The 17,516-nt window shown below is 34.4% G+C and carries 16 protein-coding genes; 8 read left to right on the top strand and 8 right to left on the bottom strand.

Annotation, left to right across the window (positions count from 1 at the left end; all coding sequences use genetic code 11):
• The first annotated feature begins 91 nt into the window (after positions 1-91).
• The 4 genes from FTRAC_RS07140 (at position 92) to FTRAC_RS07120 (ending at position 3,872) form a co-directional block, all read left to right on the top strand.
• On the top strand, positions 92-556 hold the full coding sequence (locus tag FTRAC_RS07140) for a hypothetical protein (protein WP_013453563.1): 465 nt from the start codon (positions 92-94) through the stop codon (positions 554-556).
• A 351-nt stretch (positions 557-907) separates the two neighbouring features.
• The gene (dnaN, locus tag FTRAC_RS07135; RefSeq protein ID WP_013453562.1) at positions 908-2,032 is read left to right on the top strand and encodes a DNA polymerase III subunit beta; all 1,125 of its coding nucleotides are present in this window, start codon (positions 908-910) and stop codon (positions 2,030-2,032) included.
• A gap of 234 nt (positions 2,033-2,266) precedes the next feature.
• On the top strand, positions 2,267-3,004 hold the full coding sequence (locus tag FTRAC_RS07130; protein WP_013453561.1) for a phenylalanine 4-monooxygenase: 738 nt from the start codon (positions 2,267-2,269) through the stop codon (positions 3,002-3,004).
• 220 nt (positions 3,005-3,224) lie between these two features.
• On the top strand, positions 3,225-3,872 hold the full coding sequence (locus FTRAC_RS07120) for a protein-L-isoaspartate(D-aspartate) O-methyltransferase (protein ID WP_013453560.1): 648 nt from the start codon (positions 3,225-3,227) through the stop codon (positions 3,870-3,872).
• A 59-nt stretch (positions 3,873-3,931) separates the two neighbouring features.
• Here the strand turns inward: FTRAC_RS07120 and FTRAC_RS19905 are convergent, their stop codons facing one another.
• The 3 genes from FTRAC_RS19905 to FTRAC_RS07105 form a co-directional block, all read right to left on the bottom strand.
• Positions 3,932-4,564, bottom strand: coding sequence for a carbonic anhydrase (locus tag FTRAC_RS19905; RefSeq protein WP_013453559.1), 633 nt, complete (start codon positions 4,562-4,564; stop codon positions 3,932-3,934).
• 7 nt (positions 4,565-4,571) lie between these two features.
• Positions 4,572-6,149, bottom strand: a complete 1,578-nt coding sequence (locus tag FTRAC_RS07110) for a SulP family inorganic anion transporter (RefSeq protein WP_013453558.1) — start codon at positions 6,147-6,149, stop codon at positions 4,572-4,574.
• A 97-nt stretch (positions 6,150-6,246) separates the two neighbouring features.
• The gene (locus FTRAC_RS07105; RefSeq protein ID WP_013453557.1) at positions 6,247-6,600 is read right to left on the bottom strand and encodes a hypothetical protein; all 354 of its coding nucleotides are present in this window, start codon (positions 6,598-6,600) and stop codon (positions 6,247-6,249) included.
• Positions 6,601-6,801: 201 nt separating this feature from the next.
• Here FTRAC_RS07105 and FTRAC_RS07100 point away from each other — a divergent pair, with 201 nt between their 5' ends.
• Positions 6,802-7,830, top strand: coding sequence for a glycosyltransferase family protein (locus FTRAC_RS07100; RefSeq protein ID WP_013453556.1), 1,029 nt, complete (start codon positions 6,802-6,804; stop codon positions 7,828-7,830).
• Here FTRAC_RS07100 and FTRAC_RS07095 read toward each other — a convergent pair.
• A complete protein-coding gene (locus tag FTRAC_RS07095; protein WP_013453555.1) occupies positions 7,791-9,260 on the bottom strand; it encodes an SDR family oxidoreductase in 1,470 nt (489 codons plus the stop codon). The genes FTRAC_RS07100 and FTRAC_RS07095 overlap by 40 nt on opposite strands.
• Before the next feature lie 144 nt (positions 9,261-9,404).
• Here FTRAC_RS07095 and FTRAC_RS07090 point away from each other — a divergent pair, with 144 nt between their 5' ends.
• The gene (locus tag FTRAC_RS07090; RefSeq protein WP_013453554.1) at positions 9,405-9,884 is read left to right on the top strand and encodes a hypothetical protein; all 480 of its coding nucleotides are present in this window, start codon (positions 9,405-9,407) and stop codon (positions 9,882-9,884) included.
• Here the strand turns inward: FTRAC_RS07090 and FTRAC_RS07085 are convergent.
• On the bottom strand, positions 9,877-11,133 hold the full coding sequence (locus FTRAC_RS07085) for an aspartyl protease family protein (RefSeq protein ID WP_013453553.1): 1,257 nt from the start codon (positions 11,131-11,133) through the stop codon (positions 9,877-9,879). The genes FTRAC_RS07090 and FTRAC_RS07085 overlap by 8 nt on opposite strands.
• A 21-nt stretch (positions 11,134-11,154) precedes the next feature.
• Here FTRAC_RS07085 and deoC point away from each other — a divergent pair, with 21 nt between their 5' ends.
• Complete coding sequence (deoC, locus tag FTRAC_RS07080) at positions 11,155-11,805, top strand: deoxyribose-phosphate aldolase (protein ID WP_013453552.1); 651 nt, start codon at positions 11,155-11,157, stop codon at positions 11,803-11,805.
• Positions 11,806-12,018: 213 nt separating this feature from the next.
• On the opposite strand, the gene FTRAC_RS07075 is transcribed toward deoC, so the two are convergent.
• Positions 12,019-12,525 carry a hypothetical protein gene (locus tag FTRAC_RS07075; protein WP_013453551.1) on the bottom strand — a complete coding sequence of 169 codons (507 nt, stop codon included), beginning with the start codon at positions 12,523-12,525 and terminating at the stop codon, positions 12,019-12,021.
• A gap of 71 nt (positions 12,526-12,596) precedes the next feature.
• The gene (locus FTRAC_RS19240; RefSeq protein WP_013453550.1) at positions 12,597-12,992 is read right to left on the bottom strand and encodes a hypothetical protein; all 396 of its coding nucleotides are present in this window, start codon (positions 12,990-12,992) and stop codon (positions 12,597-12,599) included.
• Between the two features lie 96 nt (positions 12,993-13,088).
• On the opposite strand from FTRAC_RS19240, the gene FTRAC_RS07065 reads away from it, so the two are divergent.
• Complete coding sequence (locus FTRAC_RS07065) at positions 13,089-13,562, top strand: cytidine deaminase (protein ID WP_013453549.1); 474 nt, start codon at positions 13,089-13,091, stop codon at positions 13,560-13,562.
• Positions 13,563-13,607: 45 nt separating this feature from the next.
• On the opposite strand, the gene FTRAC_RS19235 is transcribed toward FTRAC_RS07065, so the two are convergent.
• On the bottom strand, positions 13,608-17,489 hold the full coding sequence (locus FTRAC_RS19235) for a T9SS type A sorting domain-containing protein (RefSeq protein WP_013453548.1): 3,882 nt from the start codon (positions 17,487-17,489) through the stop codon (positions 13,608-13,610).
• Positions 17,490-17,516: the final 27 nt, after the last annotated feature.

Genomic DNA, 17,516 nt, shown 5'->3' with positions numbered 1-17,516 from the left:
ATTTTTTGAAATTAAATCTCTAAATGAAAGATTCACAAAAAAACTAAGATTCATTCATTTAACACCAACAACTAAAAATTAAATAATACTAATGAGGTTCAATCTATTTTTATGGCTACTTGTTTTCATTACCTATTTTGGAAAAGGGCAAAATCTAAATATGGTTATAGAAGTAAATGACAGATTAGTTGAGAGTGATATTGTAGGAGCATATCTGAATTTTGAAACTACAGATGGAACGAAGAGTAGAAATCTAATTGGATACTATCCTGGAGAATTAATGCTAGATCATGAAGATTGGAAAGAAATAAATTCTGAATTAACTAAAAAGATAACTCTTTCCTTTAATTATTATGATCATTCCAAAAGGAATGATACCTCATTAAATATAGAAGTAGAAATGCAAAAGGAATATTTTGATATGCGTTACCTAATATTAAGGGTTTACGATTTAAGAGAAAAAGCCTTCAAAAAAAGATATGGTTGTTTGACCGAAAATGACTTTGTAACAGAATTTAGTTGTCCAGATTGTGGAGTATTAATTCAATGTAAATAAGACTGCAGGTTGCAATCACAAACCAAGTTGTTAATCTTTAACTTGCAAACCAGACAACCTGATAACCAGTCAACTTATTTCCAACTTATTTCTATCATATTTCAACCGTATTTCACTGAGGTCCATTCGTAAACTGAATTTCCCGACTTCAAACTTCCCACTTCCCACATCCATCACCCCTCATAAACCCATTTTTCAACTTTTGCCTCCCATTTAAGAATTTTTTATTGCTTAATGCACTATAAAGTATAGATTTGCAAATTAATTTTTAACTTTGTTGGTAATACAAAATCAAGAAGTTTATAGCTAAGCTTTTAATCAATTTTAAAAGCGAGCCCTAAATAAAAAACTATGAAATTTTTAGTATCCTCATCTGCATTATTAAAGCAAATTTCATCCATCAATGGGGTGATTTCAACCAATCCCATGGTGCCTATTTTAGAGAATTTCTTATTTGAGATTCAAGATGGTCTTTTGACAATCACGGCTTCGGATTTGCAAACTTCCATGATTACTGAGATTGATGTGGAATCATCTGAAAACGGAAGCATTGCCGTTCCAGCTAGGATCTTGATGGATACTTTGAAAAACCTTCCAGAGCAGCCTGTGACTTTCTCTATTGACGAGGAAACATACAGCATCGAAATTAGCTCTGATAATGGTCGTTATAAACTAGCAGGAGAGAATGCTACAGACTTCCCTAAAGTACAGGAAGTTGAGAATCCTGACACAGTAGATATTTCAGCAGATGTTTTAGCCACTGCTATTAATCATACCATTTACGCTACCAGCAATGACGAATTACGTCCAGCTATGGGTGGTGTTTATGTGAAGTTTGATGAAACCAATACGACTTTCGTAGCAACTGACGGTAACCGTTTGATTCGTTACAGAAGGGTAGATGTAGCTTCTGATTCAGGAACGGGCATCATCATCCCTAGAAAGGCATTATCCTTATTGAAGAACAGCTTACCAGCGGAGAATGTAAATGTTGCAGTGGAATTCAATATGTCCAATGCTTATTTCAAATTCAACAATATCAAATTGATTTGCCGATTGGTAGATGAGCGTTTCCCTGATTACGAAAATGTAATTCCTGCAGAGAACAATATCAAATTGACTATCAACCGTCAGGAGTTCATGTCTTCATTGAAAAGGATTAGCATTTACGCTAATAAAACCACTCATCAGGTGCGTTTGAAAATCAACGGAAGTGAATTGCAAATCTTTGCTGAAGATTTAGATTTCTCTAATGAGGCCAATGAAATCATGGCATGTGAGCATCAAGGTGATGATATAGAAATTGGCTTTAATGCTAAGTTTTTAGTAGAAATGCTAAATAATCTGGATAGCAAAGAAGTAAGTATCGATATGTCAGCACCAAATAAAGCTGGTTTATTATTCCCTTCTGATATGGACGAGAACGAAGATATCTTACTATTGGTTATGCCGGTGATGTTGAATAATTACGTTTAATTAATTTTTCCTTTGATTATAAAATAAGACGTTTTACATTTGTCAAAATGAATTTCACGCACAACACATATTATTACTATTATCAATCCCCGACAGGAATCGGTAATGGTAGTGTTATGCATATGATGTAAGACAAATTTCAAATAGAAAATATACCAAGCCCGGTTCCAATGGAATCGGGCTTTTTTTTGTCCAAATTTTAAACACTAACATTAAAAATTAATTACTATTATCATGGAGCAAATTTATGACAATTACACAACTGAAGACCAAGAAGTCTGGGGAATCCTTTTCGGGAGACAATTTCAAAATATCAAGAAAGTAGCCACTAAAGAGTTTGTAGATGGAATTGATAAAATTCATTTCACTGAAAAGGCTATTCCTAATTTTGTGGAAACAAATAAACACCTGAAGGAATTAACTGGATGGCAGGTGGCTGCTGTACCAGGTATAGTAGATGATGATAAATTTTTCGAGCTGCTAAGCAACAGGATTTTCCCTGCTACAACCTGGTTAAGAACTCGTGAGCAGTTGGATTACCTAGAAGAACCTGATATGTTCCATGATGTATTCGGTCATATTCCATTGCTGGCAAACCAGCCTTTTGTTGACTTCTTGCAAGGATTGGCTAAAATTGGGTTAAAGCATTTGGATAATGAATGGGCTATCCATTTGTTAAGTAGAATTTACTGGTTTACCATTGAATTTGGCTTGATTAGAGAAGAAGGGGATTTAAGAATTTATGGAGCAGGGATTATTTCTTCTCCGGGAGAAACAAAATTCTCTATTTCGGATGAGCCAGAACATTTTGATTATAATGTGGAAGCTATAATAGATAGCAGTTACAGAAAGGATAAATTCCAGACCAAATACTTTATTATTGATGATTACGAGCAATTATATAGCTCACTTCCTCATATTGAGAAAGTGATTGAGGATAGGCTGCAAAGAGAGCCGGTGAACATTCCTTAGAAATTGTAAGTTAAAACCAAAACAATACTTTTTCATGGTTTGAAGGTGAAAACACCTTCAAAGGGGAGAGTTGTCAACCCACTTCCACGTTTTGGTGTTTTCACCAAAACTTACATCATGCTTGTTCCATTAAACCTGCCAGCTTTTAAAAGATGGCAGGTTTTTTTATTTCAATTTTTATTCTCCTCCTATCCTGAATTTTTCATAAGTTTGATTTATGATGGAAGACAGTTATAAACATCAGGGAATGCGCAGGAAATTGATCCAGAAACTGCGTGATAAAGGCATAGAAGATGAACGGGTATTGTCAGCTATGGGAAAAATTCCACGGCATGTTTTTTTTGAAAATGCGTTTTTAGAACATGCCTATCAAGATAAAGCTTTTCCAATTGGGCATGGTCAAACCATTTCCCAGCCTTATACTGTGGCATTTCAATCTGAACTTTTGGAAGTAAAGCAAGGAGATAAAATTCTGGAAATCGGGACAGGTTCTGGTTATCAGGCCTGTGTGCTTTGTGAATTAGGAGCAAGAGTTTATACCATCGAATATCAAAAGGATTTATATGAGCGCACCCGAAGATTTTTACCTCAGATGGGTTATAAACCGCATTTCTTTAGTGGTGATGGCTCTAAAGGAATTCTTGCTCATGCTCCTTATGATAAAATCATTGTAACGGCTGGTGCCCCAAGTGTGCCTTCCGCTTTGCTTGAGCAATTGAATATTGGAGGATGCCTCGTAATTCCAGTAGGGGATAATCAAATTCAGCAGATGCTTCGTTTAACTAAAGAGTCTGAAAAGAAAATTGTAAAGGAAGTTTTCTCAAATTTTAGTTTTGTGCCTTTGAAGGGTGAGCAGGGGTGGCAATAAAAATGGTAAAAAGATAGATTTACCATCTAATGATAAACCTATCTTTGAGCATGCTTCTCTTAATTAAAAGTATAAACTGATTTTTCTTCAAAATCCTTATCAGCATTTACCTCCAAGTCTTTAAGAAGTCCTTCTTTTAGATCATAAACCCATCCGTGGATTTGTAGTCCTTGAGATTTTATGCCTTCCTGAACATAGCTGGTTTTGTATAGATTATAAACTTGTTCTTTGACATTGCTTTCAACTAGTCGGTTTACTTTTTCTTCTTTACTTTCAGCGCTATCCACGAAGTTTCTATTTTTTTGATAGCTTTCTTTAATGTTCATTAACCACGAATCAATTAAGCCTAAACTTTTATTATCAAGTGCTGCTGCAACACCCCCGCAACCGTAATGCCCACAGATAACTACATGTTCCACCTTTAAAACCTGCACAGCATATTGCAGTACTGACATCAAGTTGTTGTCAGTATGTACCACCATATTGGCTACATTTCTGTGAATGAATAGTTCACCTGCAGAAGTGCCAGTCATTTCATTAACTGGCAAACGGCTGTCTGAACAACCTATATATAGATATTTTGGTTTTTGACCTTTTGCATGATTTTCAAAATATTCCGGATCAAGATTTAATTTCTCTTCAACCCATTTTTTGTTGTTTTCAAATAATTTTGAATATGATTGTTGTTCCATGTTTTTTTTATTTTAAACTGTATTTTTTATGAAATTCATCGAAGCCTAATAATTCAACTTCTACATTCTTATATTTTGCTCCTTCATTGGAGTATAACTCAATTGCTTCAATTACATCAAAATCAATGAATTTAGATTTTCTAGCATCTATGATCACCTTAGCATTTTCAGGTATTTCATCTAAAGTTTTCACCATACTGGCTTTGTTCAAGAAAGAAACCTCATCTGATAATACTAATCTTATTGGTTCTCCTTCTTTATGAGAATCTTTATCAAAAGAATAGGTGTTTTTCATGTTCTTAAGCAATATATTAAGGAATCCTGCTAGTAACCCAATGATAATACCAATTAGTAAATCTGTAAAAACAATAGCGACAATTGTGATGATGAAAGGATAGAATTGACTTGGACCTACCTTGTACATTGCCTTAATCAAATTGATATTGGCTAGTTTATATCCCGTTACCAATAGAATAGCTGCTAAACTTGCATAAGGGATCATATTTATAATAGTTGGGATAAGAAGAATTGCCACTATTAATAAGATACCATGCAAGAAAGCGGATAATTTAGTTTTGGCTCCGGAGTTAATGTTAACTGTCCCTCTAATAATTACAGCAGTCATGGGTAAGCCTCCTAGTAAACCTGCGATGATATTACCCACACCTTGAGCTTTCATTTCTCTGTTTAAAGGTGTCCTTCTTTTCTGGGGGTCTAACTTATCAACAGCGTCTATACTAAGTAAAGTTTCCAAACTGGCTACAATAGCTATGGTAACAGCCACAGTATAAACCACAGGTTTGGTTAAGATCGACCAATCTGGAAATACGAATAGATTTTCGAAGGAAGTATCTTCACCAAGAACAGGGATTGTTACAAGGTGCTTCTGTGCTAGTGCCATTCCATTGTCCAATGCAATAAATATGGCATTAATCGCAACTCCAACAAATACAACTATCAAAGGGGCAGGAATTGATTTTATAGTATTATTTTTAATATAATTCCATCCTATTAAAATGATCAATGACACTATTGAAATGATAAACGCAGTTGGGTCAATATTCTCAAAGGCCGAAACTAGTGCACTTAGTGCGTTTTCGTCATTATTTTGCCAAAAGTCTAGGTCGCCTAAATAGTCTTCGTCATAGCCAAATACATGTGGGATTTGTTTAATAATTAGCAAAATACCAATGGCAGCTAACATTCCCTTGATTACGGATGAAGGGAAGTAATTCCCTATAGTTCCTGCCTTTAAGTAACCTAAAATTAACTGGATAATACCAGCTAGAACTACTGCAACTAAAAAGCCTTCAAAAAAGCCTATGTCTTCAATACCGTTATAAACAATTACAGCTAATCCGGCAGCTGGTCCCGATACGGCTAATTGGCTACCACTCAGTAGTGCTACGACTATACCACCCACTATACCTGTTACTAAGCCAGAAAAAAGTGGTGCACCTGAAGCCAAGGCTATGCCCAGACAAAGAGGCATGGCCACTAAAAATACTACTATACTCGATAAAGAGTCATTTTTGAGGTGTTTAAATGTTATTCCTGTAAATTTTGTAAATTTTGATTCACTCATTGCTCAATCAATTATTGATTTTTTTGAAAAAGTATTAGCATAATTCTTTTACTGCATATAAGAATACTAAACGCAATAAAAGATATTGATCAATTGATTAAACTTTGGGTGGGGGAGTGGTTTTTAGTATCGGAATGGATTGGTAAAAATTGGAGCGAAAAATGTTATTTACCAGTGATTCATGAATAATATTATGTAGAGAAGCTCGAAACTGACCTAATGCTTTTAAATTAAGATTATTGTTTTCGTTTTCGCTACTTTCTTTTGAAGACTCTTTACTTTCTTCCTCAAAAATATTCAATCCGCTTGTAGATTCTTCTCCCAGAATATTATTTGTAATCTCCTTGTGTTGCAAATCCTCAACTGCATTGAGACATAGTTGGGGAATGAAAGCCACATTAAATAGGCAGACAAAAAAGAAAGCCGATATGGTGATTTGAGTAGTTTTCACTTATAGTTTACTATACTTCAAAATTAAGTATTAAAAATTTAAATATATAATATAAGATAAGTAAATGCATAGAAAATATTATGAATTGAATATTAATGAGGCTGTTCGAAAATGCTATTCTAAGAAATCTAATTGTTCATGATTTCATGATTTTTACGTTATAATTAGTTCACTTTAGTGCTTTATCTTCATAAAAAAAACATGAAGATATTGTATGCTATCCAAGGAACGGGCAATGGACACATTAGTCGTGCAAGAGATGTTATTCCAATTTTAGAGCAGTATGGCGAAGTGGATGTATTAATAAGCGGTACACAAGCGGATGTTAATTTAGATTGCAAAATTAAATATCAATTCCATGGGTTGAGTTTTGTTTTTGGAAAAAGAGGAGGGGTGGATTTTTTTAAAACCTTAAAACAAGTGAAATGTTTACGGTTTCTTTCTGAAATCTGGAATCTGAAAGTTGCTCAGTATGATTTAGTTATCAATGATTTTGAGCCAGTTTCTGCTTGGGTTTGTATGTTGAAAGCCAAAAAATGTATAGGGCTAAGTCATCAGTCTGCCGTTGTGCATCCATTTTCTCCCAAGCCAATTAAAACAGATTGGTTGGGCTACTTAGTTCTAAAATATTACGCCCCTGTCAATAACTCTTATGGATTTCATTTTAGAACTTATGCCGATAGAATTTATAATCCGGTAATTAGACAAGAAATCAGGAATTTAGAAACTAGAGAGGATGATTTTTATACAGTTTATTTACCAGCATACAGTGATGAAAGAATCATTAAAATATTATCAAAATTTAAAGTGCATTTTAAAGTGTTTTCAAAGCACAGTAAGGTAAAAAGTCAGTGCGATAATATTGAGATTATACCAATTGATAATCGTTTGTATCTCAAGAGTCTTGCAAAATGCAAAGGGGTTATTTGTGGGGCTGGGTTTGAAGGCCCTGCTGAGGCATTATTTCTACAAAAAAAACTACTAGTAATTCCAATGAAAGGACAATATGAGCAGCAATGTAATGCAGCTGCATTAGAAAAAATGGGTGTAAAAGTCATAGAGTCTTTGAAAGCAAGCTCTAAAAAGGGTTTAGATGATTTTTTCAATTCTAATGAAAAAGTTAATGTTAATTACCCAAATCAAACTGATGAAATCATCAGAAAACTAGTTTTCGAAAATGTAGCATCAGGTTATGTGGTTACTACTGATTCCTTTTCATTTTCTCGGTGATGAATGATTCTGTTCATCATTCCTTTGAATATAAATTCATGAAATAAATAGACACTATACCAATATAATCTTCCGAATAAGCCGTGTGGCCTAAATGTAGCAGTTTGAATAATCTTATTTTTTTCGTTCTCTTTGGTGATTTTGAATTCTAACCAAGCTTCTCCTGGAAGTTTCATTTCAGCATATAATAATAATCTACCCTCTTTTTTATCTGCAATTAAAACTCGCCAGAAATCCAATGAATCACCAGCTACTAATTGATCTGGACTTCTCCTGCCTCTCCTTAAACCAACTCCACCGACAGCTTTGTCCATATATCCCCTTATTTTCCACAAAAAATTCCAGTAATACCATCCTCTGTCTCCTCCAATTTTCCAAATATTTTGCAATACTTCAGATCGATCTCTTTCGAATGTTGCGGTTCTTTTGTCAATAAAACAGCCATGAGTAGGGACTTTTACAAATTCCATTAATTCAGTGTCAATTTTGGAGCTGGCAAATGCATCTTTCCAACTGGATACTACCTCATTTTGGGCAATTCTATCAAAAGCCATCTTTACTGCTTCAGAATAGGCAATGAGCTTTTGGGGTACAATATCTTCTATTCCTTTATTCTCTACTATTACTTCATTTTTCATGCTATCTACTAAGCTACTGGCAATTTTATAGCTTGTGGCTGTCACAAAATGAAGCCAGTAGGAGCTTAAGCGAGGAGTTAGAACAGGTAGGGTTATAATATATCTTTTTAATCCCCTCACTTGAGCAAAGATTAAAAGCATTTCTTTATAAGTAAGAATGTCAGGGCCACCTATATCATAAGTTTTTCCAAAAGATTCCTCTTTACCAATTATGCCTGAAAGGTAGTTGATGACATTTCTAATGGCTATGGGTTGGCAACGTGTTCTTAGCCATTTCGGGGCAACCATAATAGGTAATTTCTCTACTAAATCCCGAATAATTTCAAATGAAGCACCGCCTGATCCAATAATAATGGCAGCTCTCAAAACCGTCAGAGAGGCATTAGCTTCAGCCAAAATGCTTTCTGCATTTTTACGAGATGTTAAGTGTTTTGAAAGGGAATCGTCATTAGAAATACCGCTTAGATAAATAATATGCTCACAAGTTGTCTCGTTGATTGCTCCAACAAAATTTAAGGCCGTGTTTTTCTCCATTTCTTGGAAACTTTTGGAGGAGCTGCCCATTGAGTGAACCAAGTAGTAAGCAGCTTCTATATCCTTGGGAAGGTTTTGAAGTTGTTCTGGTTTAAGCAAATCTGCTTCATAGAATTGCACTTTGTCAATAATCTTATCTTCAAGTTCTATCCTTCTTTTATCCCTCACCAAACAAATAACCTCATGCCCTTGCATCACTAAAACCGGAAGAAGTCTTCTTCCGATGTATCCATTAGCTCCTGTCAACAATATCTTCATACTCTTAGAACCAATGGGAATCCGAAAAGTTGTGATTTTCGTTTATCGAGTATTAATTGGGTATGGTAGAATTTTTCTAGTGAATTTAGGTCTATTTCACTATATTTAATTATATTTATAAATAATTGTATTAAATAAATAATTATGAAGGGTTTAAAAATTAAGAGTTTTGGACAAAAACATACTTCTAGTAATGAAATAAATGTGCTATTGGTGGGAAACAATCCTATTGAGATGAGCTTTATTTATGAAAAACTTTATGACCTAAAACATAAAATCAAAAATATTGAGACTGCTTTTTCTCATGAGGACATGTTAAAGAAGATCAATATTATGCATCCTAATTGCCTGCTTTTAGACGATAATATTGGACTTAATCCTTTGAAAGCGATTGTTAACAGTGTAAATCAGTTGGGTACAGAGGCGATATCTATTACTTTATTAAAGTCGCATAACAGGCAGGAGATAACTTCTGGTGTTCAAGGCTATTTAATGAAAGAAGGTGTGGATGGAATAAAAATTTATAATGCTTTAAGAAATGCATTGAAATTTAAGAAAACACAGCAATTTTTTAGGATTAAATATTATTCGGGTAAAAGAAGCATTAAAAGAATGTTTATATAAATGCTTCCAAATAGAACGTAAATGATAATATTTTTTGTCCCCTTTTTACTTTTATTCTTATTTTTTTACCTTCTTTTTGCTTTAGGGTTCTATTTATTAAATCTAAACTTAAGTCTTTTCCCATATTACCATTAAGGCTAATGATTTTGTCGTTTTCTCTTAAGCCTGCCTTGTAAGCTGGAGTATCCTTTCGTACTTTTTCAATTTCATAGTAGGGCTCCAAATAATATTCTCCCTTGGCAACGACAGTGAGACCACTCATGTCGTGTTTAAATTTTATTTTTGCGATGCTGTTCCTTCTGATGTATAATTTTTCATTTCCGTAGTCGAAAAATAGTTTGAAATGTTTTAAAACTCCACCTCCGATGGTACCATTACGTCCAGTGTTTTTAATAATATCTTCATAAGCACCAGAATCAGGATAATTAGTAGTTATGTCTTCTAAATTATATTTATCTATAGACAATCGTGGAATTCTTGCAGCATGTCCCTCAATGGAACCTGCAATTCCAGCACCTAAAATATCTCGAACATTTTTTTCAGGAAGTTGAATATATTTGCTACTATTTTTGTGAAGCATTAACGGATGAGATGCCCCCGTATCGATCATCAGTTTACTTAATAGTTCTGTAGAGTCGTTTACTTGAAGTCGTTGAAATATATAGGGCTTACTTTGTTGGATTTCCATATCGATTGATTTGTAAAATAACATTGGTCGATTAAAATTTTCGGGACGATAGAATTTCATAACCTCATTTTTATAATCTACTCTCACCACAAAATTTTTAAAAAAGTCGTAGCCCAAAATGCCATGTATTTTGATACCCAAGGTTTTTTGAAGATTCAAATAATCTTCTTTAAGTATTAATAAAGGGATGTTACTTCCAGTTATTTTTCCTACTTTGATACTAGTTTTATTTGCAATGTAAGCTTCTACTTCTTTGATTCCAGCAGCTCCTACTAATGTTAATTTTCTGTCAGGCACAATATTAAGTATGTCGCTATAGGTTTTATCAATCAGAACGGTGTTTGAAACTCCTGTGTCTACAATAAACTTTAATGGAATAACACCCTCAAAAAGAACATTCACAATGATCAAATTGCTGTTCATTTCAAATGGAATGATGGTGGATTTTCTGTTGTCATTTATTTCAAAGCCAAATTTTAAGTTTTGCCCTGAAACTTTTTTAAATTCAGCGGTTAATATAAAGAAGGTTAAAAAAGTATAGAGGGTACACTTTTTAATCATAATTTGTAATTAAAGAAAGACATGAGAAATATACAAAAATACATTGAGCATACGAATCTTCAACCCACAATAACTTCAAACAATATTGAATTGTTATTAAAGGAAGCGAAAGAAAATAAAATTTTTGGAATTTGTGTTCCCCCATTTTGGGTGAAAAAAGCAAAAAGGGACATTGGTGAATCAGATATTCAATTAATCACAGTAATCGGGTTCCCATTAGGATATCAGATGAGTCAATCCAAAGAGGCAGAGGCCATCCAAGCTATTAAAGATGGTGCTGATGAGTTAGATATGGTTTTAAATATATCAGCTGTGAAATCAGAGATGATGTGGCCAAAAATTGAAATCGCAAAAATGGGTAAATTAGCACACGAAAGTGGAAAGATTTTAAAAGTGATTATTGAGACTGCTTATTTGACAGATTCGGAAATTGAAAATGCTTGTAAAATCTGCGCTGATGCAGGAGCTGATTTTGTCAAAACATCAACAGGGTTTGCTCCATCTGGAGCTAAAGTTGAACACATTAAATTAATGCGCTCTGTTTTACCAGATCATGTAGGAATAAAAGCAAGTGGTGGAATAAAAAATCATGCCCAGGCCGTGGAATTGATAGCAGCTGGTGCTGACCGAATTGGAACTTCTTCGGGTCCTGAAATTTGTAAAAGTATCTAATTAAGCTGAGTTTAACCCCTTTAAAATTCCTTCAAAGTGTCATTTAGGTCTCGATCAATCGAGGTATATTTTCAAAAACATGTAATTATTCAAAATTTATATCATTTTGAAGGAGATTTACCAATAATATGATACAGGACTATCAGATTAATACTTTTGAAATTTAAGTTTTAATTTTCCGGAATGAGGGTGTATCTAAAAATCGATCTCTGGTTAATTAGCAATTTTCATTGGCACAATTCCTTTATGCTTGTAAATTTTAATGCCAAAATGATCAGAAATATAATTTTTTAGTCTAGAGTAAGCCCGTTGTGACTGTTTGTCGTCTGGGAAAAATATAGCAGTTTCTAAAACTGCTTTCAAAAAGCTTTTAGACCTAGAGAAATTAACTATCCATTTCTTTAGAGCTTCTTCCCATTCTTCTTGATATTTTTCTTGATGATCTCTTCCGTCAAATAATAATTCTAGTTGATTAGAACTGTATTTATATCGGTATAAGCCTGCTAATTCATCATAAAAAATGGAAAGTTCCTCCAGATTGTACTGAGTGGTAGAGAGGATTTTTTCTATTGATTTATCTTTCAAACCCAATGGGTTATAGCGCAAAAGATAAATATCTTTAACAATTTCAACCATTTGATTCAACAAGGAATCCTTTAGCTCCATTTGAGCATTTTCCAACAAGTAGTTTTTATCAAAAGGGAAAAATCTGCGCTTCATTCAGTAATATTTTTCCAAATATATAACCAATTCTATAAATTCAGAAGGTTTTTTGATGTTAAATGGTCAATTTAATGTCTAATGCCACACTCTTCGCAATATTTCATTTTTTCAGGTGGTCGCTTTTTTGGCTTCCTCTTATGCCCAAAATAGGTCCAATCGGAATATTGAGGCTTCTCCATTTTTTTGGCTCTTTTTCGTTTTTCTTTCACATTTTCCTTCATTCTTTCCTCATATTCCACAATAAGTTGGTCTCCCCAACTTAATTTCTGTTTCTTTTTGAATAAACCAAAAAACCAAGTTTCATGCTTAGGCTGTGGTCGTTGACCGTAATTTTGCCTGCTTTCAGGGTTAAGACTAGAAGGGGTCTCTTGTCTATAACTAGGTTGAGATTGACTGATGGGTTGTTTTTGGCAAGAAGAAAAAAAAACAACAGTAACTATAATTGCAATGCACTTTCTATTCATGCCCTAAAAACGTTTATCTTTAAAATTATTGTGTTCAATTTCCGAACAAAAATTACAAGATATAGTATATTGTGAACCATTAAAATTAATCTTACTGTGAGTAAAAATTTAATTCAAATAGAATATAAAAAGTATGAATCCGTAGATGATTTATCTTCAGATTATCAGAAATTATGGAATTCAGCCCTTGAGGCTCGAAAATTTTCTCATTCTCCGTACTCAAATTTTACTGTAGGGGCGGCAATAGAATTGGAAGATGGACAAATAATTACTGGAACCAATCAAGAAAATGCATCCTTTCCTGCTGGTTTGTGTGCTGAAAGAACTGCAATGTATAGAGCAGGTATTCAAGCACCCGATAAAAAGTTTAAGAGGATTGCGATTGCTGCCAGTAGGAGGGATTCAGATCAGTTGGCAAGTGCGCCACCTTGCGGAGGTTGCAGACAGGTGATGTTGGAATTTGAAAAAAGGCATCAGCAAGGATTTGAGTTACTTTTCACTGATGCAGATGGGAAATTCGTGATTATTGACAAGCCTACAGACTTATTTCCTTTTTCATTTGTGTTTTAAAAACTGCTCACTCTTAAGCTTGAATTAAGAATGAGCAGCTTGATTTTAATTTTTGATCATTTTGGTCATGATGTGATTTCCTTCGATATCTTGCAATCTTAGAATGTATGTACCTGTAGGTAAATCACGAATATCGATTTTTGTTTGTTTATTTTTTAGTTTTATTCTTTTGTAAACAATCCCTTTTAGGTCAAAGATAGTCAGCTCACTTGCCTCTAAATAATTTTCTAATTTCAAGTTGAGTTCATTACTAGCAGGGTTGGGATAAAAACTAAAGCGCTTTATTTTGTCTGGTTCATTGGCAGTAACCCGGCCTGTTTCGGTCACTTTGATCACACCGTCTTCTACTATAGCCTCAACACTGACTACTTCCCCTTGTTCGCCACTTAAATTGAAATCAATGTCAGATGTTTCATCATTTTCTACACCGGGATATTCAACCCTAATACGATAATCGCCAGAAGGTAAATTAGGAAATGAAAACTCTCCATTCTCATCGGTTTTAACATAAGCCACTAGCTCATATTCGTCATTTAAAAGTCTCAGACTTGAGTTTTCTCTTGTTGAGGCAGATAATGTTCTTACACTTACGCCAGCACCACTTACCCTTCTTCTTGGTAAAACCCTTAATGAAGAATCTGCTTCCTCAAACTCTTCTTCAATAAAACCTGAAATTTCGGAGCCAGGTTCTGTTAATGGCTCCGGTTCTTTCTCAACTTCGATGGTTATACCGCTCGTATTTTCCTGCAAGAACAAAGTGTCAGCAACTTGCCAATCCAAAGTGTTTCCTAAATATGTGGGAATCAAATTTGGATATTCATTTGCATCAGGATCAGCTAGAATGATGTAATCCCCTAATATGAGATTTTCAAAATTAAATGAGTTACTTCCTGCTAGGGATTGGACTGCCGCTGTATCATATTTGTTGGCAAATGGGTTAATGGCAAAGAGCCTAACATTCCCTGCAGTTACATTTATATTGTCTACATCCACCACATTTCCTGAAAGATTGGCTGCAATTGCTTCATACGGAATATAGGTTCTGTGACTTCTTTTACCAGTCTCGTCTATGGCAATAAATATCAAATCATAGGTTTGATTTGGTTGAATTACACTGCGATTAGGTAAAAACTCTACTTCCACTTGCGGGCTGGCTTCGAATCCTCGCACGCTAAATGGCGAGGAGGCTTGGTTGTTTCTCCTGTATTGATACCTAAGGCGCTGTATATTGTTTTGATTATTGCTCTTGACATTCACAATGGCTGAAAGTCTGCTGCCAATTTGGATGTTGTTGATGGATGGAATTGGAGGCAAACCACTTAATTGATATGGATCTTCCCCGGAAAAAGGACCTTGTGGTAATCCAGTGTCGATAGGTGTGAAATCATTATCTACATTAAAATTACCAGAAGTATTTTCAAACAGATTATCTGCATAATCAATGTTGTTATTAAATGTATTGCCGCTTGAGCTATGTGTTTTAATAATATTGTTTTCGAATACAGCATCATTAATATTTGCAATTGTATCAATGAGGTTGTGGGAGAATACTATGTTGTCCATGCCATTGTTGTTTGCAGATGTTGCAAACTGAAAGTTGAATGGTCTAACGCTAATGTTAATATTATTAGAAACATCAAAATTCTCATAACTGGCATAGAGCCCACTCTGTTCTCCTTGTGCATCAGTGATATAGAATGCAAAAATTGGGTTGTAATTTCCTTTAAATGTTAGTCCATCTATGTGACTTACAAAACCAAAATTGCTACCTTCTAAGAATCGGTTTCCAATAAAACCAATATTTTTCAGGGTATCTCCTTCTGTAAAAAAGGTATTGTTAAGACGAACAGGTGCACTAAAGCTTACCCCATAGATTTGTGTTCCATCAGAACCTGGGGCTAATGTTAATCCATCGCCTATGATTGCGGGATCAGTATTGAATTGCAGTCCTTCATTTCGGTCTAAAAAGTATCCTGGGCCATAGATTACTCTGGGAGTATTTAAAAGTAAACCACCTGAGGTTTGATAGGGTTCAGGTGAACCTGCAATGTAAATAGTGTCATTAGCTTTACTTGCATATATGGCTTGGTATAGACTGTTAAAATCTTTTGCCGTATTAGGTCGATTATCAACATACCAAGTCCTAGGCTCACCATTGATTTTTAAATTAGTGAATCCTGAACTTATGAAGAAATCAGCGATATCAGGATGAGTAGCAAGCAGCCTGTAACTTCCTGAATTAGCTATGGAAAAGTTGTTTACAGTTAAATTGAGTTGATCAGTTGCTATTGTATCATTATTGAAAACCCATGTATACTGGTTTCCTTCCTGATCTTGCATGGAAGTTGTTATTTCATAATTTTCTCCTATGTTTAGTTGCACATCTTGATCTTCTTCAACTCTTCTTTGGTTTCTGAAAATGAACTCAGCTAATCCTAAATTTGGAATTAAGCTATTAAAACTAAGTCTATTTCCAATTACGCTTAATTGAACAATATTAGTTGCTGAAAAATCAGGAATAGAAGTAAAGGAGTTTTGATTTATGTCAAGCGTTCTTAAAGTGGAAATGCTAGTAAACTCTTGTGGAAGTGCTCCGTTTAGTTGATTTTGCCATAAGTAGATATTATCTAGATTTGTCCAATTTGCTACCGCTGAAGTAAGACTTCCAGTGAACTGCTGACCTCCCAAATCTAATCGAACTAGGTTGGTCAACTGATAAAAGCCTTCTGGAAACTCTCCTCTGTTGGCAACTGTAGCTCCTATTGCAAAAGTGTTAAGGTTGGTTAAGGTTCCTAAATCGTCTGGGATTTCTACAAAAAGCTTTCCATTACCCCAAACATCAAAATCTCTAAGAGCTGGCAGGTGCAGAATATCGGGTAAAGTTCCCTCTAGCTGGTTTTGGTATATAATAAATGCTTCAAGAGCTCCTAAATTCACTAAAGAGGCAGGTACCTGTCCTGATAATTGGTTATTATTTAAAAATAGGTTTCGAAGATTAGACAATTGTCCAATCTCTTCAGGAATATTACCAGTTAAGTAGTTTCCACTGAGGTTCAATTCTTCTAAGTTATCCAATTGGCCTAATGATACTGGAATGTTGCCACTCAAGCTATCATTCGCTAAATTTAAGAATCTAAGACCTGTAAGATTCCCTATTTCCGTAGGAATTGCTCCGCTTAACTTGTTTTGTCCAAGTGAAAGTTCAAATAAAGCTGCAAGTGATCCGATTTCAGCTGGAATAGCACCTTCTAATTGATTTCCAGATAAATTAATTTCTACCAAATTTGTAGCGTTGCTGATCTCTGCGGGAATTGACCCTGTCAATTGGTTATTGAAAGATCTAATTTCTGAAAGATTTGGATGGAATGCTTCAGGCAATATTGTTCCCGTAAAATTACAATCATGCGTGACTACACTGACAAGATTCGGATAGTTTACAAGAAAGTCGAATAGGTTACCTTCAAGATTTGCATTACCATAAAAAAAGAAGGATTCTAGCGAATCTAAGTTTTTTAAACTTTCCGGTAAAGTTCCGGTCAAATTGTTATTGTTTAAGTCTAGATAATTTACTCTTCCTTCAGCATTTAGTCCTATTCCATGCCATTCATTTAAAGGAGCAGTAAGCCAACCAGTTGAAACATTCCAAGTAGTGTCACCAGGATTAGTCGCATTATATAAATCAACTAATGCTAAGGAGTCTGCAAAATTACTACTTGCTAAAATAGATAAGAACCCTTGCTTTGATTTAAAGCTTCCAGACTGTAGGTTTTGTGTATTATAAGAAGAAGATGATACCTGCATGCTTACATTACCACTTTCTATCTTAGTTGCAATGTTTCCGTAGTTATACCTTTTTTGCTCTTGAGCAATCAGAAATTGACTACCTAATAAAATGCTGAATATAAAAAATATTAAAATTCGTTTCATAAGCTTGATGTTAAATCAATTAAAAAA

Origin of the sequence: Marivirga tractuosa DSM 4126, from assembly GCF_000183425.1 — a bacterium.
Classification (GTDB): domain Bacteria; phylum Bacteroidota; class Bacteroidia; order Cytophagales; family Cyclobacteriaceae; genus Marivirga; species Marivirga tractuosa.
This window is presented reverse-complemented; position numbering and strand designations above follow the sequence as displayed.